The following is a 20,326-nucleotide window of genomic DNA, read 5'->3' as shown; positions in this document are numbered from 1 at the left end:
CCAAATCAAAGTGGATGATTAAAAATAAAGAATAATGATATTAGCCATCTTAGAACTTGCTTAAAAAACAAAAAACATCCATTTTCTTGGATGCTTCTTTCCTATTATTTACCTGCTTTTTTACCTTGTTTTGTAAGGTAAACTGTAGATATACTTAGTGCCGCAGCAACTCCGACAAGAAGGAAGACCGTTGTCGTGTTAGACTTACCTTTTTCTTTTGAAGTGCTAGCTTGGCTTTCAGAACTCTTGGCCACCTGTTTAGCCTCAGTTGCTTTATCAATACGGGCGACATTCTTAGGTGTGTCATCCTTCTGGTTTTCCGCCAATTCTGACAAATCACTGCTAATCTCTTTGGCAACACCTTCAGAGCTTGTAAGTGATGCCGCTTCTGAGGCTAATGTTTCAGAGGCCATAACCGCCATAACTTTACTTGCAATCACATCCACAGACTTCTCATTCAAAAGAGAATTAAAGCGAATAGCTTCTGAGGCGAGCTGACTGCTTGTTACAGGAATTATTAGGTCATTTTTATAAGCGACCTGACTATTTGGTGCGATGCTGACAACTTCAGATGTATGTGCTGTTGTTGGAGATTCAGAAACTTTGACATCGACCTGACTTGTTGAACCTTTTTCAATAACTTCTGAAGAAACCTCACTTATCGGATCTTTTTGTGTGCTTTCTGAAGTTGGAGATTTCTCTGGGCTATCAGAAGTAATTGCTACGTCAACCTGACTAGTAGATGAAGCTACTGATTCTTCCTCACTCTTTGGTGTTTCTGATACTGAAGTCTCGGAAACCACCTCACTGTTAGATGCTTCGGAAACTGGAGTGCTTGAACCTGCTTCACTCTTTGGTGTTTCTGAAACTGAAGTCTCGGAAGCTACTTCACTGTTAGATGCTTCAGAAACTGGAGTGCTTGAACCTCCCTCACTCTTTGGTGTTTCTGAAACTGAAGTCTCGGAAATCACCTCACTGTTGGATGCTTCGGAAACTGGAGTGCTTGAACTTGCCTCACTTTTCGGTGTTTCTGAAACTGAAGTCTCGGAGATCACTTCACTAGTTGAGGCTTCAGAAACTGGAGTGCTTGAACTTGCTTCACTCTTCGGTGCTTCAGAAACTGAAGTCTCGGAAATTACTTCACTGTTTGATACTTCAGAAACTGGAGTGCTTGAACTTGCCTCACTATTTGGTGTTTCTGATGCTGAAGTTTCAGAAACTACTTCACTAGTTGATGTCTCAGAAACTGGAGTACTTGAACCCACTTCACTCTTTGGTGTTTCTGATGCTGAAGTTTCGGAAATTACTTCACTGTTTGAAGCTTCGGAAACTGGGGCTGATGAGCTTTCCTCACTCTTTGGTGTTTCTGATGCCGAAGTTTCGGAAACTACTTCACTATTGGATGCTTCAGAGACTGGAGTACTTGAATCTGCTTCACTCTTTGGTGTTTCTGATTCTGAAGTCTCGGATACCACTTCACTAGTTGATGCTTCAGAAACTGGGGTACTTGATCCTGCTTCACTCTTCGGTGTTTCTGATGCTGAAGTCTCAGATGCCACTTCACTGTTTGATGCTTCGGAAACTGGGGTGCTTGATCCTGCTTCACTCTTTGGTGTTTCTGATGCTGAAGTCTCAGAGACTGGATTATTGACTGGCTTTGGCTCAGACTTTGTTGGAGAAACTGTTGAAACAGCTCCAACAATCGTCGCCTTATTGTCAATCGTATTATTTGATATACGGATTTCTCCATTACCATTGTCACCCATCTCAAAGTTTTTAGTAATCACTGGATCAGCCAAGGTATTCAATAGTTTATTATCGTAGACATCGACATTCTTGATTGTTCCACGAACTTGTTGGAAATCAATCGCACCACGATGGAGGTTATAGAGGTCATTAGTTGTCCCTGAACGTAGAATGGTATTGTCATGAATCTTAATTCCAGAATCATTGAGGTCAAAATTGTGACCTGCAAAGACTGTGTTCACACGAATACCTGCTCCAGCAAAGACGTCCTTGATGAGGTTTCCTGAGATTTCATGACCCTTACCACCAAAAATACCGATACCAGCCGCACGCCAGCCTGATTCAATGGTGTTGTTGAGGAATTTATTATTTTCCTCGGCTGCGGCATTTGTCCCATCTGAAATACTTGACCAGATAGCCAAACCATCATCACCATTCCCACGGATGTTAGAGTTTTTTACCGTTGAATTCTTGGTTCCTTGAGCAAAGTTAATACCATCAGCCAAGTTATTACGGATACGAGCGTTTTCAATAACAAGACCGTCCGTATACTTCATATTTCCCGTCTGGTCGTAGTCTCCAATCCACATACCAACTTCAAAATGCTGAACCCAGATGTCATGAATTTTCGAATCCTTGCCAAGTGTTCCCGAAATAGCCTTGTACTGTGCATCCTCGTTATAACGAGAGGTCAAGTTGGAATCCATATAAAGATTGCTCAACTCAATACCATTACTATTATGACCGAAGACAATTCCACCACCATAGCGTTTATCACTTGTAAAGTGCAGTTGTGTATGCCAAACACCAGCACCTGAAATTTTTAGATTATCAGCTTCGATATTAACTTGTTTGTCGAAATTGAAACGTCCCTCTGGAATATAGACAGATTTTCCGCTAGCTTTAGCTTCCTCAACAGCCGCAAGTAGGGCAGCTGTGTCATCACTATCATCATTGGCAGATGCACCCTTATCCACAATACTGATGCTATTTTCACCTTGGGCAACTGGCGCTGGAGCCTGTTCTAGCTCAATAAAATCAATACCATAAGTGACATTGTCATCTTTCTTCTTAACCAAAGAAATCTTATCACCAGATTTCAATTGGATGTCCTTGAGGAGAAGACGTGTCTCATCAAAACGGAAGCGTGCACTTGATCCATCAACGACTTGATCATATTCGTGGTCACCTTTAAGGTACTGCCATGCTGAGTGAGATGACAAATCAAGATTACCAACGCTTGAACCATTAACCTGCACATCCAACTGACCTGATACACCATCAGGTATTGTATAACGCACATTCAAAGCATTGGCTGGCTCGGTGACATTGAAAGTAACTGCTGCATCTTTTTTAGGAAGCTCGACATAAGTTTGGTTCGTCGCTTCCACGGCCGTAGATTCCATGTCAGTTGACTGTTGGATTGTAGCTCCATTTTCGATAGTCGCATTTTCTGCTTCATGAGTCGTGTAAGGCATTTTGGCACCGTAGGCATCTGTGTTATACTCCTTGCCTTGTCCTTGACCCTCAGTCGCATTGGTTAAGACATTTGCTGACGTTCCTTGATTTTGAGAGGTGCCTGTCTCAATCACTTGATCGATGGTCGGAGTCTGCTCAGCTGCTTGAACAGTCCTTACCTGAGGTTGAGACGGCATAATATTGGCAGGCTGAGAAGCTTGCACACTCTCTGATGCTAGCTCTGAAGTCGCCAACTGAGCTGTTGAAACCGCTTGAGGGGCCTGCGCTTGATTTGAAGCATCAGTCAAGTCACTAATCGATTGTGCCTCGTCAGCCTGAACTGCTTGCCCATTGGCAAGGGCCATGAAGCCAATCAAAGCCGATGCTGCCCCAATGGAATATTTTCGGATGCTGTACTTTGGTTTTGTTTTACTTTCTCTAAACAAGTTAATTCTCCCGATACTTTTTTTCACAATCTCTCCATTTTAGTTTTAAGCTATTCTCGAACTAAAAACAGAGACTCTTAAATATTTGATGTACTTAATGATGCTGTTGTTTCTTTAATCCAAAACAAACCAAAACAAATTATAAGTCATGAGAACACAAAATAAAAGGCTAAGTAATCCATTTTAACAAGGCCTTAACAAAAATGTCATATTAGAAAGTTCAGTTATTCATTTCTAAATTATAGTCTAAAAATGTCGCACAAAAAGGTAATTTCTTTCACGTGTAAGAAAGACAAACATCTAATTTCCCTCCAATCCTTATTTAGCAAGATCTATCGGCTAAAACAATCAAATTGTTTTAAATCTGTTTTCTCAGATTTCTGTCAAACGTTTGACAGTCTTTTTTAATTTTACGATTCAAAGTATTATTTTCCGAATGTTTTAGTATTACAAATGTTAAATACCCAAAAATAAAAAAAGAGACAAAAACTGCCTCTGACTTTTCAAATAAATATTTATTCCTAACTGATTCTTACGATAACAATGTCTCTAGTTCTTCAACCGATAAACCAGTAACATCTGATACTGCCTCTAGTGACAGGCCTTTTGAGAGCATCTTGCGAATCAGTTCTAATTGTCCCTCATGACGGCCTCGTTCCAACCCTTGTTCCAAACCTTCCTCACGTGCTTCATCGATAGCTGTTTCCATAGTCATGTCATAATTTTCTTGAATACGTATGCGTTCATCAATCATCGCCTTTTCCTCCTGTGTCCAGCTGGATGAATCCAGTAATGAATCGGCATGCGTGACCGCTTGACTAGGTTCCTTAGAAAATGGGAGATTTCCAAAAAACTCTAGCCACTGCCGCCCTTCATCCGTAATATGTTTACCTTTATTATACTTATCCAACTCTAAAAAGGCAATCTGAAGAAGGTTTTGCCGTTTCCCATCCTTATAGAAAGAACACAAAGGCTTGCCCGTCCGACTATTTGCCATCCAATAAGTATTAATCGGGGACTCCTCATCTGGCAACAAGGTCTTCTCCAAGATAGCTATACCATAGACCGGCTCCATCTGCTCATACATCTTATGCGTCTGTCCTTGTTGACGTAATTGTTGCACATTTTCCACCAGCTGGTTAGCCAAATAATAATGAAAACGATTGAGAAAATAATGTTGCTTACGCACCTGAATCTCAATGATAACCTCAGTTCCATCATTCAACTTAGCTCGAACATCCACCGAGGTTGAAAAGAGCTCATCCTCGTCAAAGTCCTTTTTATGAAGCTGTGTCCCCTCCAAAATCTGAGCATCCACAACATCCAAATCCAAAATATCTCGAATAAATGCCACCGTCACTTCAGGCAGGCTGAAAATCTTCTTAGCCATGATATCCAAGGTCGGTGAGACATGCTTGTGTCTTTTTTCCATTTACCTCTCCTTAAGAAAAAATAGAGGGTTGGCCCCTCTACTTCTACTATTCGGAAAAAGTAAATGAAAGCTTGCAACTACCCCTTAAATGCTTTCACAAAAGCCTTGAGTTCTTCGTCTGCTTCTGGAGTAGTTCCATGAAGACGGTGAAGCATGTGAATTTTATAATTTCATATCTCTTTTCAATTTCAGTAAATAGTCGTTAAGTTTACTATCAATAGCATATATATATAAGCCTTTTATAGCTCTTTTCATAAGAATATTGATTGAATTTAATACTATTTCTTCTTTGTATGAATCTGCATTTTCTTTAGAAAAATTCTTTTCAAATTCTTGCGGAATTTGAAAGGCTCCTTTATCCTTGTATTTATGTTGTAAAATTTTTATGGAGTTTGTTTCCTCATCAAGACTAACAGATGGACCAAGAATAACACCTACATTATTTAGGTCAAATCCTTGAACAGTATAAATTGACCCAACTTGTTTTAACGTCTCAGGATCTTCAGCCCAAACACCTTTAGTCGCAAGATTCCAAGGTAAATTAATTCCCTCTTCATCTACGTAGTACTCTTCTCCATCTTTCTTATGAGTAAAATCAAATGTAGCTACCAAGCGAGATAAGTTATCTTTTTTATTTAACTCTGTAATTTTATCAAAAAGTTCTTGAGAAGACTTACAAATTTGAAAATCAAAAGTTTCTGTTGGTTTAGGCAAGGGTAGTATTGTCTTTTCAACAAAATTATCAATCCATTCAATAATTTCATCTGAAGCATTCATTCGAAACTGTTCCTTTAAGTATAGAGTTTCAGTATCATATTTAGACATAATGCTATCCATTGTCTGTTCATCCCAATAGGATTTCAATTTTAAAACCTGCTTAGGATCGAAAATAACAATAGTAATCTTTGATCGTTTAATAATTTCTTCTAACTGATTTTCATAATGAAACCCATTATACGCATCTCTACTAGTTAAAAGTAAATGGGCCTCATCTACTAATGTTATATCACTCTTGGTAATTTTCTCCTTATCAACACTATTAATGAAGGATGTTGGTTTCATAATGTCTTTTTTCTTCATATTAGGCAAACTTTTGGACATAGTTTGATAGGTTTTTAAAACCTCCGAATGATTCACCAATAAACGATTAACTGTTTTATATAATCCTGACTCTTTATCTCCTTCATCTTTATCACTTGATAAATTACAAAGATCGTTATATAGAGAAGACAATACAACACTCTTTCCTGTACCAGCCTCTCCTTTAACTAAGAAAACTTTGTGTTCACCTTCTTTTAGTTTTTTCAAATTTCTACGACAATAATCAATGATTTGTTCTTTAACTCCATATTGACTATCTGATAATTGATGAAAAGGTGAAAGTTTATACACATCTTTATTTTGAATAACATCACTGCTATTCCTAGCGAGACCTTTTTGCCTTAACTTGTCCCAAAGTTTTTGAAAGACCTCTTCATTATAATATTGCTTCTGATAGTAGTTATGAATTACCTGATTAGAAGAAACTTGACTTTTATTTTGTAATTTAAAAATTCCATCTGCCAAAAAATAGTTAATTAGATTAGTCTCAATGTTATATGTTGCAGACTGATTAAATTTATCATGCCCTATTAATAGAACCCTCTTAAGTTTTCGTCTAACTGGATTCTTTAAGTGGTTCTTCATACGATTTCTTGCATTCGTCGTCTGACCAATATAAGCTTCGGATTTATCCCTATACAAAATATATAATATTGGATAATCTTTAATGTAACTCGTTGAAATTAGATTAAATTCTTTCAATTCGAAATTCTGCTCGATAAAGCTTTTATCTTCAAAATATAATTCTATGTCCATCTTCCACCACTACAACTCATTATACTTTTTATTACTTCCTCGACTTTTCTCAACAGGATATTTCTGTTCGTTCAAATCAAGTTTACTTTTTATAATTTCTTCTACATCCAGGTTCAAGTTATCTGCCATCATAAAAGAATAAATAAAAACATCCGCAAGCTCTTCTCTGATTTCTTGTAGTGACTTTTCAACTACTTCTTCTGATTTTTTCCATTGAAACAACTCTAGGAGTTCACTTGCTTCCAATGATATAGAGATAGCTAAATCCTTTTCATTATGAAACTTTCTCCAATCACGTTCATCTCTAAATTGATTGATTCTATTCATTAATTCCTTCATTTTGTTACCTCAATACTGTCGTAATCCCTTACATTATAGCATTTTCACGGTTTCTTTCATAGTTTTGGGAAAATTCAAACAAAAAAACACGGCCCGAAGGTCGTGTTTTTATCTTCTATTTATCCCCCCCCCTATGAATCGTAAACCCTGTGGCTTGTTGGTTTGCCATGATGGTCATGTCTGAAATCTGAACGCGTCGTGGTTGCTTGGTAACGTAGAGGACTGCCTCCGCAATATCTTGAGCTTGGAGGGCTTCCAAACCTTGATAAACCTTGGCTGCCTTGTCCTTGTCACCGTGAAAGCGAACTTGAGAAAAATCCGTCTCAACGATACCGGGCTGAATGGTTGTCACCTTGATATCTGTGGCAATGGTATCAATACGCAAACCATCGCTGAAAGTTTTCACTGCGGCTTTTGTAGCTGAATACACAGCTGCACCTGCATAGGCATAGATACCCGCCGTAGAGCCCATATTGATGATATGGCCCTCATTGGTAGCTACCATGCTTGGCAAAATCTGACGTGTCACCATCATCAAGCCCTTGACATTGGTGTCGAGCATAGTCAGAATGTCCCACTCCTCATAGTCTTGATAAGCTGTTAGACCTAGTGCTAGACCTGCATTATTGACTAAAACATGGACTTGACCCACATCTTTGAGAATGGCTTGGCAAACATCCTTGACCATATCCATATCGGTAACATCCAGTGCAAAATTCCAAACTTTTTGATTGGGATAGGTCGATTGGAGCTCTTCTTTCAAGGCTTGAAGACGCTCCACACGGCGACCTGTTAGGATGAGATTTTCTCCCTCTTTAGCAAAGGCACGCGCCGTTGCTTCGCCAATTCCTGATGTTGCTCCTGTAATAAGTACGTTTTTAGGCATGATATCCTCCACTCCTATAGTCCAGCTGCCCCTAATCGTTATTTGTCAATTCACCCAACTTCTTGATAAAATCAGGAAGTTCAAGCTTGGGCAGGCTAGATTTCTTGTTTCCTGACTTCCAAAATATCCAGAGTAACTGGTTGAAACCGTCTTGCAAGACCTTCTTTTGTTTGTCCGAGAGATTGCCAAATTCTTGCAGCATCTGACCTATCTGTGGCAAGGCTTGGATGCCAATATCATCGAGGCTTTCAATACCTGAATCAAGGATGGTATCAAAAACCAAATCGCAAACTTGCTTGAGTTCTTGATTGGGCAAGGTCTCAATCCACTCTTGGAAGGTTTCTTCCAAACGTTGACTCAACTCTGTTGGCTGGTCCTCATAAACAAAATCATTTGCCACTAAATCAACCTCCCAAGTCAAGGCGTTATGTTGAGCAAATCCAATGCCTTCTGCTGCTACAAGCTTTGCGGCCTTGTCCCAATAGAGCATAACCCCCACAACAGAATCTTGAGGTCTAATAACTGTCATCCTGGCTTTTAACTCTTGGTAAGAAGGCTTCTCTAAGAGGGACTTCATCAATCCTGGGGAATCTAGGAGCAAAAGCTCTGCTATTTGCTCACGTAGAGCAGTCGAGCTTTGAACAGCCGAATAGAGGGCAAGATTACCACCCTTGGAATGTCCAGAAACAGCGATATAGCCACTGAGTTTTGGCAAGTGCTCAGACAGAAAGGCAATAGCTGAGCGATGGGCTGGAATTTCCCGACTGTAGGTCAGCTGAAAATCCTCCTTCCAGCCAATGACGCTATCATCTGTCCCACGAAAAACAATCTGCTGGTAGTCCAGTTCAGGCAGACTAAAAATCATGGCTGCAAACTGCTTTTCGACTTCCTTGTCCAAGACACTACAGTAGTCACTTAGATTAAGTCCAGCGAAACGTTTCGACCTGACCATGGCTTCAGCCAAATCTACCCGTTCCTTAGTCACCATGAAGGTATACTCAGGATTTAGCTCTTTACCCTCGGCATAGTCATGTAAATTGATGGTTTTCTGTAAATCACTTGCTGTGAGGCATTTTTCATAAGTCAGGTAGCCAATTTCATTGATGCAAACCTTATCCAAGATATTAAGTGGCTCTTGGTCAAAAGGCATATCCTTAACCTTTTCAAGATAATCGATTAGATTAGACATAGTAATCTCCTTGAAGTCTTTCTTACTTTGATTTTACTAGAATTTTCAAAAAATTGTTAGTGAAAAATGTGATATGATAAGAGAGATTATTTATTAGGAAAAGGAAGCTTATGACTATTTCACGATTTTACCGTATTTTACTAGCTCTTTGTGGACTGGTAGGAGTCTCTATCCAAATCCATGATGATGGTTGGGGCATGCTACTCTATTACACTGTTTTGTCCAATATCCTCGTCTTTTCTAGTTTGATTTTCTTTATCATCTATGACTTCAAAAAAGGGGATGCGACGACTAACACAAAACTCTTGCGTTACAAGGGTGGCGTAACCATGGCCATCCTCATCACTGGAGTTATCTATCACATCTTGCTAGCTCCTATTACAGAACCTGAGAAATTCTGGACCCTCCGCAATTTCTTGGTTCACTATATTGTCCCTTGGGGATTGGTGCTTGATACCCTCATTTTCGATGCTAAGAAAGCCTACCGTCTCCGTGAGCCAATTTACTGGTCAGTGGTCCCTCTGTCTTACTTTGCCTTCGCCCTTCTAAATGGCTTGGTTCTAAAACTCCCAATCCCAGGTGCCAAAGATAGCCCCTTCGCCTACTTCTTTATCAATGTCAATAAATTTGGTTGGAACAAGGTCTTGGTAAATGTCCTAGTCATCAGTGCCGGATATATCGCTGTCGGCTATCTCTTGTACCTCTTGAAAAAATTTATCGGTCGTAAACCAGCATAAAATACAAACTGAGCTCCCAAACGGAACTCAGTTTTTTCTATTGCAATAAACTCAATTTCTCAAAAGCCTTGTAGAGGCCATCAGCTTCAACATCGTCTGTTACAAAGTCTGCCATAGCCAAGATTTCTGGCCCACCATTTCCCATGGCAACCCCAACCTCACAGTATTCCAACATAGGGATATCAATCTTGGCATCGCCAAAAGCAATGGTCTCTGAACGCTCAGCCCCCAAATGTTCCAAAAGGACATCGATGGCATGGGCCTTGTTAATATCCTTAACACCTAGATCACCAAACAAGGCTGTCTCACCTCGACCTCCCCAAGTATGGGCTTCAAGCTGTGGAAAAGCTTCTTTTGAATCTAGATGGTCCTGATAGGATTCTAAAACGAAACTGACCTTGTTTAGGTCATCACGGTAGAGTTCCCCACCATACTGAAGGCCATGAAGAAAATCTTCTGGTTCCTTACCAGCGACAGACTCTTCTGACTGCCCCTTTTGAATAGCGTAAGTCTTAAGTGTCTCACGTGCCCGCTCCCGAAAATCCGGACTAGCAAATAGACCATTATTGCTCTCAAGATAAAAAGCTAGATGACGTTGGGTCAACCAATCCACAATCTTAGCCGCATCTTCCTTAGAAATCAGCTCATGCATAAGGACCTGTCCATGATGCTCCACATAAGAGCCATTACCACCAATCATCCCATCCAAGCCAATTTCCCATAATTCTGGCTGCATTTCTGCCTTGCTACGACCAGTACAAACATAGACCAGATGGCCCTTTTCACGGGCCTGACGAATAGCCTTTACTGCTGATTCTGGAATGCGGTTATGATAATCCACCAAGGTCCCATCAACATCTAGAAAAATAAGTTTTGACATGTTTTCACCTCGAGTCTTCTTTTACTTTATTATACCCTGATAATGCTACAAGAGATACTACTATCCTTGGACAAACTGATACTATCCTACGATAGTATTGTCTCCAATCCAATGCATTGCCATTTTGCATGAAAGAAGCTATGATGAAAGTATGAATGATTTAAAAACACTACTGAATCACCTGCCCTATAAATTAGCAGCCTATGATGCCCAAGGAAACTTTCTCTATGACAATGGTGGCGCTGACGGTAGTTTCTTCCCCCGTGAGTCTGAAAATCTACCTGATTGGATCATGTCTGAAGTGCTAGCCTCTCCTACCAAAGAAAGAAGTTATCAGATTCCAACAGACAGTTTTGATCAAGTCCTCATCCAAACCTACCAAGCTGCTATAGACAAAGATGGAAATGTCTTGGGATTTTGGGAGACCATCTATGATTTGAAGCAGCCTCTCAAAACCTATCTAGATAACTCTGCTCAAGCTCTTGTAGCCTGGTCGGATGCCACTAGTGGCGCTAGTTTCAAGGAGGAAACTGACTTTTAAGCTAAATTTTTTGCTTTAATAAATGAAAAATTCACTTAATTCAAGACTAGCTCGAAACATCCTTATTCATAAAATGTGCCTAAGTCAGCACTACAAAGGCTTTTTGAACATCAGTCACTTTAATATCTCTCACAGAATTTACAAACACTCTATTTTGCATTTTTGCAGTATTTAAGGTAGAATGGGAGTAATGAGAAAAAGAATAAAACCGATCGTTGTTTACGTGGTTCTAGCTCTTTTAGGATTAGCATTAGTTATTGCAAATATTCACAATACGTCCAAACAGCAGGCGCATCTACAAAACGTGAAATCTGCTCTTCCTTATGCTACTACACCAAAAACAACAACCAGTAGTACATCTAGCAGTTCCGACGAGGAGCTGATACTCAATCCCATTATCGACCTTTCGGGGTGGCAACTACCTCAGGATATCGATTACGATGTCTTGTCAAATCATATTTCTGGTGCTATTATCCGCGTCTTCGGTGGATCACAGATTAGTAAGGATAGCAATGCCGCTAGTTCGAATGGGGTCGACAAATCTTTTAAAACACATATCAAAGAACTCAAAAAACGTGACGTTCCAGTTGCCGTCTATTCCTACGCTCAAGGTACTTCTGTTAAAGAGATGAAGGAAGAAGCTCGTATTTTCTACAAAAATGCTTCTCCATACAAACCTACTTATTACTGGATCGACGTTGAAGAAGAAACCATGTCCAACATGGAGCAAGGTGTCCAAGCCTTTCTCGCTGAGCTCAAACGTCTAGGAGCTGAAAACGTTGGTCTCTATATTGGTGCTTATTTCATGCTTGAGCAAGAAGTTTCAACTAAAAACTTTGATGCTGTTTGGATTCCAGCCTACGGTACCGATTCTGGTTATTATGAGGCTCTACCAAATACTGAAATCGACTATGACCTTCACCAGTATACGTCACAAGGAAGCCTGCCTGGTTTCGATAATATCCTAGATCTTAACCAAATCAATCCTGAGAAAAACAAACGTAAAACCTTTGAAAAACTCTTTGGTAAGATTAAGCAAAAACCAACTAAAAATAAGAAAACTACTTCGACAAGTTCATCTAGTAGTCAGTAAAAACCAGTGTCTAAGGCACTGGTTTTCTTCTTGTCAAATTGGCTTAGGCGTGCTCGGATGAATGTGTTATAATGGATGGTAGAAATGTATAACTTTAAAAGGAGATATGACAATGGCTAAGAAAGGCAAAGTCAAGAAGACCTTGGTTGACCAAATTCTTGATAAAGCTAATATTGACCATGATAGCTTATCCTTCAATGGTTTAGAAGGGGAGCTTCCAGAAGATGTGGCGCGTGAGAGCATTTATAAAACCCTCGCCCTTAAGGGAGATAAGACAGGACCAGTCATCGGCATCGTCCCTATCACCGAACACCTGTCTGAAAAGAAATTAGCTAAAATTTCAGGGAACAAGAAGGTTCAAATGATTCCACAAAAGGATCTCCAAAAAACAACTGGCTATGTTCACGGAGCTAACAACCCAGTGGGAATTCGCCAAAAGCATAATTTCCCTATTTATATCGATCAATCTGCCCAAGAAGCTGGCTTCCTTATTGTCTCAGCGGGGGAAATTGGGCGTTCTATCCGTATCAATAGTCAAGATCTTGCTGATTTTGTTAATGCTGAATTTGCTGATATTAAGGAGTAATCATGAAACTGTATTTTGTACGTCACGGTAAAACCGAGTGGAACTTGGAAGGCCGACTTCAAGGCGCCAAGGGAGACTCGCCTTTGCTTAAAGAATCTATCGAACAAGTACGTGAGTTAGGTCACTATCTCAGTGACACACATTTTGACTTGATTTTCTCAAGTGACCTACCACGTGCTAAAAAAACCACTGAACTCATCATGGAGTCTCAAAAGCCTAAAGCTAAAGTTACCTACACTAAAGCTCTGCGTGAATGGCAACTTGGTAAACTCGAAGGGCAAAAAATTGCACTCGTTCAGGCCATCTATCCAAAAGAAATGGATGCTTTCCGTCATAACCTAGCCAACTTCCGTGCTAATGACTTCCAAGCTGAGTCTGTCTATCAAACAACCAAACGTGTGGCCGAATTTGTTAAAACACTTAAAGATAGTGATGCTAAAAATGTCCTCATCGTCGGTCACGGAGCTAACTTAACGGCTTCTATCCGTACACTCCTTGGTTTTGAACCTGGTCTTCTTCGTAAGGCAGGCGGTCTTGACAATGCTTCTGTCACTATTCTCGAAACCAATGATTTCGAGCACTTCACTCTCAAATGTTGGAATGATACATCTTATATGGATGAACAAAACAAGATTAGCTAAATCATTGACTGACTTCATAAGACAAGCGATCCTTAACAAGGGTCGCTTTTTAGCAGTCAAAAAGCCCTTAAATCTATTACTTTAAGAGCTTCACTTCCATTATTTCCACTTCGGTTCATCTGGCAAACGATTTAATTCGACACCAAAGTCTCGGGCCAAGTCCTCTAGTTCATTTTCAAAATCGTCTAGTTCCTGTGAGACAAGATCATACTGTCCTTCAGACAATAAACGCTTAAAACGAAGACCACGACTCAAAACAAATTCCATTTCTATTTGGACCGTTCTGTGTACATGTTCCCAATAGTTGTTAGCAAACCCTCTTTGCTTTTCTTCAGCATTAAGGTGGTCTACTAATGCATAATAGGAATCCCAAGCAACGCCCTTCATCTGCTCTGCATCTCTAATACCTTCGAAGAGATCGTCACGTTTGGCTTCGAGAGCTTCTACCTCTTTTCTCAAAGCATCACGTTCAGCACTTAGTGCTTCAATATCATGTTTTAAGTTGTTGATTTCTACCATTTTCAAACTCCTTATCTCACGTTCTAGACAATAAAACGGCCATACGAGGCCGCTCTATTATCTTCCATATTTCATACGAAGGATTTTTTCCTGGTTCGCATTCAAACGAAGAAGGATAACCACTTTATCAATACTCATATTGCTCTCAAGAAGACGTTCAGCCGCCATCATAAGACCATTATTGATACCTAGTTGAAGGACTGGATTTTCATTATCATTGATATCAAAGATATATTTATTATTTGGAAGGTCGAAAAGGACTTTTACCGCTCCAAAGAGTTGCTCAAAATTGTCGATTTCCAAGTCGAAGACTGGCTTAGTACCTGGTTTGAGGCTACGTCCACGGTGGTTAAACCACATAGAATGCCAGCCACCATTGAAGGCACCCATGACATCATTGTCATAAGAATCTCCAACGTAGAGCGTCGTCGATGGATTCATATCAAATTGCTCAGCTGCGAGGTTGAAGATTTCCTTCTCAGGCTTTTGGAAACCTGTCGCCTGACTGACGATGACACGCTTAGGGTCCACATAATCATAAAGTCCCAACTTCTTGACCTTCTTAAGTTGGTGCTCTGTTGGTCCATTGGTAATAATACCCATAGGAACATTTTTTTCCTTGAGAAAATCAAGGGTCATGCGCATCTCATCAAGCATGGTGATATTTTCCAACTCATGCTCGTAAACCTCTTGGAAATGGTTACCCGTTTCTTCATCAATTTCACGGTAGCCAAACTCCAAAAGGGTCTCTTTACAGCGCCAAAAACGGAAATACTCAGTTGTCCACTCACCGGCCATTACACGTGGAAAACCAACATCAGAATAGTGGCGGAAACGAATGTAGGCTTGATTCATGTGGCTCATATCAAAGTCAGGGAAACATTTTTCCATGGCAATACGATAAGGTGCCTGTTGGTCATAAATAGTATCGTCAACGTCAAAAACAATAGAAGTAATCATTTGTCCGTTCTTTCTTATATCATTCTCTTGTCAGAGACTTAAATAAATTAGGAAACTAACAACTAAACTACTACATGAGTCAGCTCCTCATTTAATCTTCAGTCTTGCAAAAGTAAGCTTTTAGTCAACTGTCTAGGGCAATCTTACTCGTCTGTTTTTTTTACTAAGATGCAATTGCCCAAACAGTCTTATTATACCGTTTTTACCCTTTCTTTTCAATTTTCGACCCAACTTAAGAAAAAATTATTCGTGTTTTGAAGATAGAAAAAGGTTTGGAACATTTTGTCCCAAACCTAATGCATCTTGTCATATTTAGACGCTTATTTAATTTCTTTAAAGGTCATTTTTTGTTTGACTTCACCCTGACCACCTTTGGCAATCTGGTAATAGAAATCTTTTGATGTGAAGTGGTCGCCATAAGCAAAGACCTTGTTGTACTGCCATTGTGACAATTGATCATCCTCTTTTTTACCAAGAGTCAAAGTAGTTTTTGTCACACTGTATTCCCACTTAGCTGTTTGGTCATTATAGGCCTTGTCAAAATCAGTCTGGCTCTTAGCAGCATTAACCACTGTCGTACGATCCTGACTCACAAGCGCCTTATTACCACCCTCTTGGAAGGCTACATACATGACACGATTATTAACCTCACCGTTTAGAGTACTTGAGTATTGGTAAACCTTACCAGGTACAACACTATCTAAATGGTGTGTTCCCCAGTAATAGAAAGCACCAAATCCAGCTCCCGTAACCAAGAGACAAGCAAGAACAACACTAATAATGATATTTCTCTTTGACATGTGTTGCCCCTCTCTATTCGTCACCAGTTAGGTCAGAGAAAGTTGCCTCTGAGTCTGTTTCAGTGTGGCTTGAAGAACTTGATGAAAATCGTTCAAGGCTTGATGAGCTTGAACTCATGCGTGTTTCTGTTTGAGAATCATCACTTGATGACGCCTTAGATTCTGATGATTTTTCAGTGCTTGATGATGAACTTTCTTTTTCTTTGTAAACATCAACGTTGAAAGCCCACTTATCACCCTTATAACTTACCTGAATTTGAGCATATTTTGCCTTGATAAGATCTGACAGCTTACCTCCGTTGCTAAGGGTGTCGTAAATCTTTTCAGCGAGGGCTTTAGCATTGGCTTCAGTTTTGGCACCATCTTTAGGTCCATCTACAATGTCTTGAGCCTTAGGCGTTTCACCTTGAAGGTAAAGAGCTTTGCTTTCAGTGTCCTTCTTAGCTGTAGCATTTGCACCAGTCTTATCATCTGCATGTAAGAAGAAAGTCCATGCAGGACTACCTGAGCGTTTTTGTTGGTAAACTTGTTCGAATTCACTTTGAACCTTGTCTTGGAAAGCATCATCAGTCAATTCTTTTTCCTTAGAACTTTCTGTGCTTGCCTTACTTTCACTACTGCTTGCTGTTGAGCTTGATGCAGAAGAAGATGATGAAGATCCACTTGTTGAACTTGATGAAGCATCTTTAGATTCTGATGATGACGAAGATGAGTCCTTGCTATCTTTAGACTCTTTAGTATCTTTGTCTTTATCGTTATTATTATTAGTCGTATTATTTGAGAATGAAACGCTATTGTCAGAATTATCTGGAGCGTAAATCACTGTATTCTTAGAATGGTCATCAGAGACAAAAGTGCTATTATTGATAATCACTCGGTTGTTATCACCGTAGTAGTTGTTGATAACAATCTTAGAATGTGCACAACGGTAACCATTACCAGTCACATGGTAACCTGCTGGAACATCACCATCACGTTTCAAGATGAGGACATCACCTGCAAAGATAAGATCAATATTCTGAATATTATTATCGTAGGCTAATTTTTCAATAGAAATTCCAGTCGCTTGAGAGATTCCCCACAAGGTATCTCCCCATTGAATCACGTACTGTTGACCATCTAACTGCTGTGGATTGATATTCTGAGTTGTCAAATTATTTGTAATTTGTTCAGGTGTGCTGGCAATCCAGTTTGTAATATCAGCAGCGTGAGCACTCGTTTGATTTTGATAAAAGCTATCTGCTAACACAGATACCGTAGGCATCCCAATAGGTGCTAGTAAAGCGCCAAGCATCACGGCTTTACTAACATAATTTTTCTTTTTCATCGTATTTCCTCCTTATATCATACGAAACTTACTTTGCTATTGTACACCCTTTTTATTATATTTGTCAATAAATTCTATAACTTTCTAATCAAAGATTAATGCTAGTTAACGATTTGTCCTAAAAATAGACAAATCCTAGCTTTATTTATCTGACATTTAATCATTTGTCCTATCTTTAGAAGGTGATTTATGATACAATAATTACGACTATTTTATGGAGGACTAACATGTCAAATCAACACATGGAAGAATTAAACGATCAACAGATTGTCCGTCGTGAAAAAATGGCGGCCTTGGCTGAACAAGGAATCGATCCTTTTGGTAAGCGATTCGAACGCACAGCTACATCTGGTCAATTAAAAGAAAAATACGCTGACAAAACAAAAGAAGAATTGCACGAAATCAACGAAACTGCTACAATCGCAGGTCGTTTGATGACTAAACGTGGTAAAGGTAAAGTTGGCTTCGCACACATCCAAGACCGCGATGGTCAAATCCAAATCTACGTACGTAAAGATGCTGTCGGTGAAGAAAACTACGACATCTTCAAGAAAGCTGACCTTGGTGACTTCCTCGGCGTCGAAGGTGAAGTTATGCGTACAGATATGGGAGAACTTTCTATCAAGGCTACTCATATCACGCACTTGTCTAAAGCCCTTCGCCCATTGCCTGAGAAATTCCACGGACTTTCAGACGTTGAAACCATCTACCGTAAACGTTACCTCGATTTGATTTCTAACCGTGAAAGCTTTGACCGCTTTGTCACACGTTCAAAAATCATTTCTGAAATCCGTCGCTACCTCGATGCTCAAGGTTTCCTTGAAGTCGAAACACCTGTTCTTCACAATGAAGCTGGTGGTGCTGCTGCTAAGCCTTTCATCACTCACCACAATGCACAAAACATCGACATGGTACTTCGTATCGCGACTGAGCTCCACCTCAAACGTCTCATTGTTGGTGGTATGGAACGTGTTTACGAAATCGGACGTATCTTCCGTAACGAAGGTATGGATGCCACTCACAACCCTGAGTTCACATCTATCGAAGTTTACCAAGCTTACGCTGACTTCCACGATATCATGAACTTGACTGAAGGTATCATCCAACACGCTGCTAAAGCTGTTAAAGGTGACGGACCTATCAATTATCAAGGCACTGAAATCAAGATCAACGAACCATTCAAACGCATCCACATGGTTGACGCTATCAAGGAAATCACTGGCGTTGACTTCTGGCAAGACATGACTTTGGATGAAGCCAAAGCTATCGCTGCTGAAAAGAATGTTCCAGTTGAAAAACACTACACTGAAGTTGGTCACATCATCAACGCCTTCTTCGAAGAATTTGTTGAAGAAACATTGATTCAACCAACATTCGTTTACGGTCACCCAGTTGCTGTGTCTCCATTGGCTAAGAAAAACCCGGAAGACCCACGCTTCACTGACCGTTTCGAACTCTTCATCATGACGAAAGAGTACGGAAATGCCTTCACCGAATTGAACGACCCAATCGATCAATTGTCACGTTTCGAAGCACAAGCTGCTGCTAAAGAACTCGGTGATGACGAAGCAACAGGTATCGACTATGACTACGTTGAAGCCCTCGAATACGGTATGCCGCCAACAGGTGGACTCGGAATCGGTATCGACCGTCTCTGCATGCTTCTTACTGACACAACAACAATCCGTGATGTCTTGTTGTTCCCAACGATGAAATAATTGACGTGTTTTCTGAATAAGAAACGAACTAACTTACCAAAAAATTTACAAGTCTTATTTATAGGGTTCTAGAATCGTATAGTAACTTACTGCTTCTCTTGGTCTTTTCCAAGGGAAGTTTTTTAGTTCCCAGAAAGCAAAAATGACAGCAGATTTTCTACTGTCATTTTATATTTTCGAAAAAGTCGTCTGTTTCGGAAAAACAATATAAATGCTTCTTTCTTATATTAGTTTGTTGGTGTTCTTCCTATAAAACAAAAATATAACAATTCTCTAAATTCAATTTGCTCTCGAGTAGCCGATAAATATGTCTCGAGATTTTCTTCATAAAAATACTTTACTGCTTCTTCAAATGTGTCATAAATTCCTCCTGATACAGATTTCACCTTGGGATTTCGTAATACTGAACTAAGCAATCCAAATACATTTTGAAATTTTCTTAAAGGTAATGATAACTCGTCCTCATCAAAATCATCAGTATATTCAATAATCTCGTTTTCTGAAGGATAACCCATTGATTGAATTTCTTTCCTGTGACTGATTAACCAAAAGTAAGCCTCTTCCCATCCTTTACTTTTAACCATCGCTAATAAATATTTGTCTATTAGCTGAATATTGTCATATCCTTTTATCTCGAACAATTTTTGTAAAGTTCTAAATCTTATATCTGTAGGAAGTTGAGAAAACATTGATAATACATTTTTATCAGATTTCAAACTCAAATTATACTTCAAAAAATATTGTACAAATAAGTAAGAAAATAAATCCCAAATCAAATTTTCAGCCTCAATCCACTCTTCTAGATTAGAAATTTTATGATTTTGGGTATGAGAATACTTATTACCTATCTCTCTCAATTTATTTACTGTACTCTCAAAGTCTTTTCGCAATAATTTATCAACATTATTAAGTCTTTCAGTCGTTTTATATTTAGGATTTTTCTCAGGTGAAGTGATATCACCCAATTCCATTTTTTCTCCCATTCCCAAATTTAAAAATCTTCGTGTAATCAACTCAGTCATTTTACGCAATAACACAAGCCTACTGCTAATACTTAATTCTGAATAATAAATATCAAAAATTAAATCTGAAATCAGTATCTCATAATCACTGTTTTCAAAGGGGGTAATTGCCATATACTTTACTCCTTAAAAAAGCATATAGAGTTCAC

The 20,326-nt window shown here is 39.4% G+C and carries 18 protein-coding genes; 6 read left to right on the top strand and 12 right to left on the bottom strand.

What is annotated here, in order from left to right; translation table 11 throughout:
* Positions 1-104: 104 nt before the first annotated feature.
* The 6 genes from H7U04_RS01935 to H7U04_RS01910 form a co-directional block, all read right to left on the bottom strand.
* Entirely contained in the window at positions 105-3,677 is a 3,573-nt protein-coding gene (locus H7U04_RS01935; RefSeq protein WP_311633147.1) for a YSIRK-type signal peptide-containing protein, read from the bottom strand.
* 505 nt (positions 3,678-4,182) lie between these two features.
* A complete protein-coding gene (locus H7U04_RS01930) occupies positions 4,183-5,082 on the bottom strand; it encodes an Rpn family recombination-promoting nuclease/putative transposase (protein WP_110980983.1) in 900 nt (299 codons plus the stop codon).
* A 162-nt stretch (positions 5,083-5,244) separates the two neighbouring features.
* On the bottom strand, positions 5,245-6,939 hold the full coding sequence (locus tag H7U04_RS01925) for a DUF2075 domain-containing protein (protein WP_073950179.1): 1,695 nt from the start codon (positions 6,937-6,939) through the stop codon (positions 5,245-5,247).
* 9 nt (positions 6,940-6,948) lie between these two features.
* Positions 6,949-7,278, bottom strand: a complete 330-nt coding sequence (locus H7U04_RS01920) for a nucleotide pyrophosphohydrolase (protein ID WP_110980984.1) — start codon at positions 7,276-7,278, stop codon at positions 6,949-6,951.
* A 115-nt stretch (positions 7,279-7,393) separates the two neighbouring features.
* Positions 7,394-8,164, bottom strand: a complete 771-nt coding sequence (locus H7U04_RS01915; protein ID WP_201059277.1) for an SDR family NAD(P)-dependent oxidoreductase — start codon at positions 8,162-8,164, stop codon at positions 7,394-7,396.
* A 31-nt stretch (positions 8,165-8,195) separates the two neighbouring features.
* The gene (locus H7U04_RS01910) at positions 8,196-9,353 is read right to left on the bottom strand and encodes an Mbeg1-like protein (protein WP_110980986.1); all 1,158 of its coding nucleotides are present in this window, start codon (positions 9,351-9,353) and stop codon (positions 8,196-8,198) included.
* Positions 9,354-9,463: 110 nt separating this feature from the next.
* Here H7U04_RS01910 and H7U04_RS01905 point away from each other — a divergent pair, with 110 nt between their 5' ends.
* A complete protein-coding gene (locus H7U04_RS01905) occupies positions 9,464-10,090 on the top strand; it encodes a Pr6Pr family membrane protein (RefSeq protein ID WP_002890606.1) in 627 nt (208 codons plus the stop codon).
* A gap of 37 nt (positions 10,091-10,127) precedes the next feature.
* Here H7U04_RS01905 and H7U04_RS01900 read toward each other — a convergent pair whose 3' ends face one another.
* Complete coding sequence (locus H7U04_RS01900) at positions 10,128-10,970, bottom strand: HAD family hydrolase (RefSeq protein WP_110980987.1); 843 nt, start codon at positions 10,968-10,970, stop codon at positions 10,128-10,130.
* A 151-nt stretch (positions 10,971-11,121) separates the two neighbouring features.
* Here H7U04_RS01900 and H7U04_RS01895 point away from each other — a divergent pair, with 151 nt between their 5' ends.
* The 4 genes from H7U04_RS01895 (at position 11,122) to H7U04_RS01880 (ending at position 13,831) form a co-directional block, all read left to right on the top strand.
* Positions 11,122-11,511 carry a hypothetical protein gene (locus H7U04_RS01895; RefSeq protein WP_061652211.1) on the top strand — a complete coding sequence of 130 codons (390 nt, stop codon included), beginning with the start codon at positions 11,122-11,124 and terminating at the stop codon, positions 11,509-11,511.
* Positions 11,512-11,701: 190 nt separating this feature from the next.
* On the top strand, positions 11,702-12,604 hold the full coding sequence (locus H7U04_RS01890) for a glycoside hydrolase family 25 protein (RefSeq protein WP_037597645.1): 903 nt from the start codon (positions 11,702-11,704) through the stop codon (positions 12,602-12,604).
* A 112-nt stretch (positions 12,605-12,716) separates the two neighbouring features.
* On the top strand, positions 12,717-13,190 hold the full coding sequence (locus H7U04_RS01885) for an aminoacyl-tRNA deacylase (protein WP_022495771.1): 474 nt from the start codon (positions 12,717-12,719) through the stop codon (positions 13,188-13,190).
* Between the two features lie 2 nt (positions 13,191-13,192).
* On the top strand, positions 13,193-13,831 hold the full coding sequence (locus H7U04_RS01880) for a histidine phosphatase family protein (protein WP_002890596.1): 639 nt from the start codon (positions 13,193-13,195) through the stop codon (positions 13,829-13,831).
* Positions 13,832-13,930: 99 nt separating this feature from the next.
* Here the strand turns inward: H7U04_RS01880 and H7U04_RS01875 are convergent, their stop codons facing one another.
* The 4 genes from H7U04_RS01875 to H7U04_RS01860 all read right to left on the bottom strand — a co-directional run bounded on the left by H7U04_RS01875 (position 13,931) and on the right by H7U04_RS01860 (position 17,437).
* Positions 13,931-14,350: a hypothetical protein gene (locus tag H7U04_RS01875; protein WP_201059275.1), complete on the bottom strand. Its 420-nt coding sequence runs from the start codon at positions 14,348-14,350 to the stop codon at positions 13,931-13,933.
* A 57-nt stretch (positions 14,351-14,407) separates the two neighbouring features.
* Positions 14,408-15,310, bottom strand: coding sequence for an HAD family hydrolase (locus H7U04_RS01870; RefSeq protein ID WP_037600396.1), 903 nt, complete (start codon positions 15,308-15,310; stop codon positions 14,408-14,410).
* A 320-nt stretch (positions 15,311-15,630) separates the two neighbouring features.
* Complete coding sequence (locus H7U04_RS01865) at positions 15,631-16,110, bottom strand: hypothetical protein (protein WP_002885961.1); 480 nt, start codon at positions 16,108-16,110, stop codon at positions 15,631-15,633.
* 13 nt (positions 16,111-16,123) lie between these two features.
* Positions 16,124-17,437: a LysM peptidoglycan-binding domain-containing protein gene (locus H7U04_RS01860; RefSeq protein ID WP_110980989.1), complete on the bottom strand. Its 1,314-nt coding sequence runs from the start codon at positions 17,435-17,437 to the stop codon at positions 16,124-16,126.
* Between the two features lie 227 nt (positions 17,438-17,664).
* On the opposite strand from H7U04_RS01860, the gene lysS reads away from it, so the two are divergent.
* Complete coding sequence (gene lysS / locus H7U04_RS01855; protein ID WP_021147031.1) at positions 17,665-19,155, top strand: lysine--tRNA ligase; 1,491 nt, start codon at positions 17,665-17,667, stop codon at positions 19,153-19,155.
* Between the two features lie 227 nt (positions 19,156-19,382).
* Here lysS and H7U04_RS01850 read toward each other — a convergent pair whose 3' ends face one another.
* Entirely contained in the window at positions 19,383-20,291 is a 909-nt protein-coding gene (locus tag H7U04_RS01850) for a hypothetical protein (protein WP_201059273.1), read from the bottom strand.
* Positions 20,292-20,326: the final 35 nt, after the last annotated feature.

This window comes from Streptococcus sp. 22.1 (assembly GCF_016648645.1).
Taxonomy (GTDB): Bacteria; Bacillota; Bacilli; order Lactobacillales; family Streptococcaceae; genus Streptococcus.
This window is presented reverse-complemented; position numbering and strand designations above follow the sequence as displayed.

Coding starts and splice junctions, on each gene's coding strand:
- H7U04_RS01930 (WP_110980983.1), bottom strand. CDS start 5,082: ATGGAAAAAAGACACAAGCATGTCTCACCGACCTTGGATATCATGGCT.
- H7U04_RS01925 (WP_073950179.1), bottom strand. CDS start 6,939: ATGGACATAGAATTATATTTTGAAGATAAAAGCTTTATCGAGCAGAAT.
- H7U04_RS01920 (WP_110980984.1), bottom strand. CDS start 7,278: ATGAAGGAATTAATGAATAGAATCAATCAATTTAGAGATGAACGTGAT.
- H7U04_RS01915 (WP_201059277.1), bottom strand. CDS start 8,164: ATGCCTAAAAACGTACTTATTACAGGAGCAACATCAGGAATTGGCGAA.
- H7U04_RS01910 (WP_110980986.1), bottom strand. CDS start 9,353: ATGTCTAATCTAATCGATTATCTTGAAAAGGTTAAGGATATGCCTTTT.
- H7U04_RS01905 (WP_002890606.1), top strand. CDS start 9,464: ATGACTATTTCACGATTTTACCGTATTTTACTAGCTCTTTGTGGACTG.
- H7U04_RS01900 (WP_110980987.1), bottom strand. CDS start 10,970: ATGTCAAAACTTATTTTTCTAGATGTTGATGGGACCTTGGTGGATTAT.
- H7U04_RS01895 (WP_061652211.1), top strand. CDS start 11,122: ATGAATGATTTAAAAACACTACTGAATCACCTGCCCTATAAATTAGCA.
- H7U04_RS01890 (WP_037597645.1), top strand. CDS start 11,702: ATGAGAAAAAGAATAAAACCGATCGTTGTTTACGTGGTTCTAGCTCTT.
- H7U04_RS01885 (WP_022495771.1), top strand. CDS start 12,717: ATGGCTAAGAAAGGCAAAGTCAAGAAGACCTTGGTTGACCAAATTCTT.
- H7U04_RS01880 (WP_002890596.1), top strand. CDS start 13,193: ATGAAACTGTATTTTGTACGTCACGGTAAAACCGAGTGGAACTTGGAA.
- H7U04_RS01875 (WP_201059275.1), bottom strand. CDS start 14,350: ATGGTAGAAATCAACAACTTAAAACATGATATTGAAGCACTAAGTGCT.
- H7U04_RS01870 (WP_037600396.1), bottom strand. CDS start 15,310: ATGATTACTTCTATTGTTTTTGACGTTGACGATACTATTTATGACCAA.
- H7U04_RS01865 (WP_002885961.1), bottom strand. CDS start 16,110: ATGTCAAAGAGAAATATCATTATTAGTGTTGTTCTTGCTTGTCTCTTG.
- H7U04_RS01860 (WP_110980989.1), bottom strand. CDS start 17,437: ATGAAAAAGAAAAATTATGTTAGTAAAGCCGTGATGCTTGGCGCTTTA.
- lysS (WP_021147031.1), top strand. CDS start 17,665: ATGTCAAATCAACACATGGAAGAATTAAACGATCAACAGATTGTCCGT.
- H7U04_RS01850 (WP_201059273.1), bottom strand. CDS start 20,291: ATGGCAATTACCCCCTTTGAAAACAGTGATTATGAGATACTGATTTCA.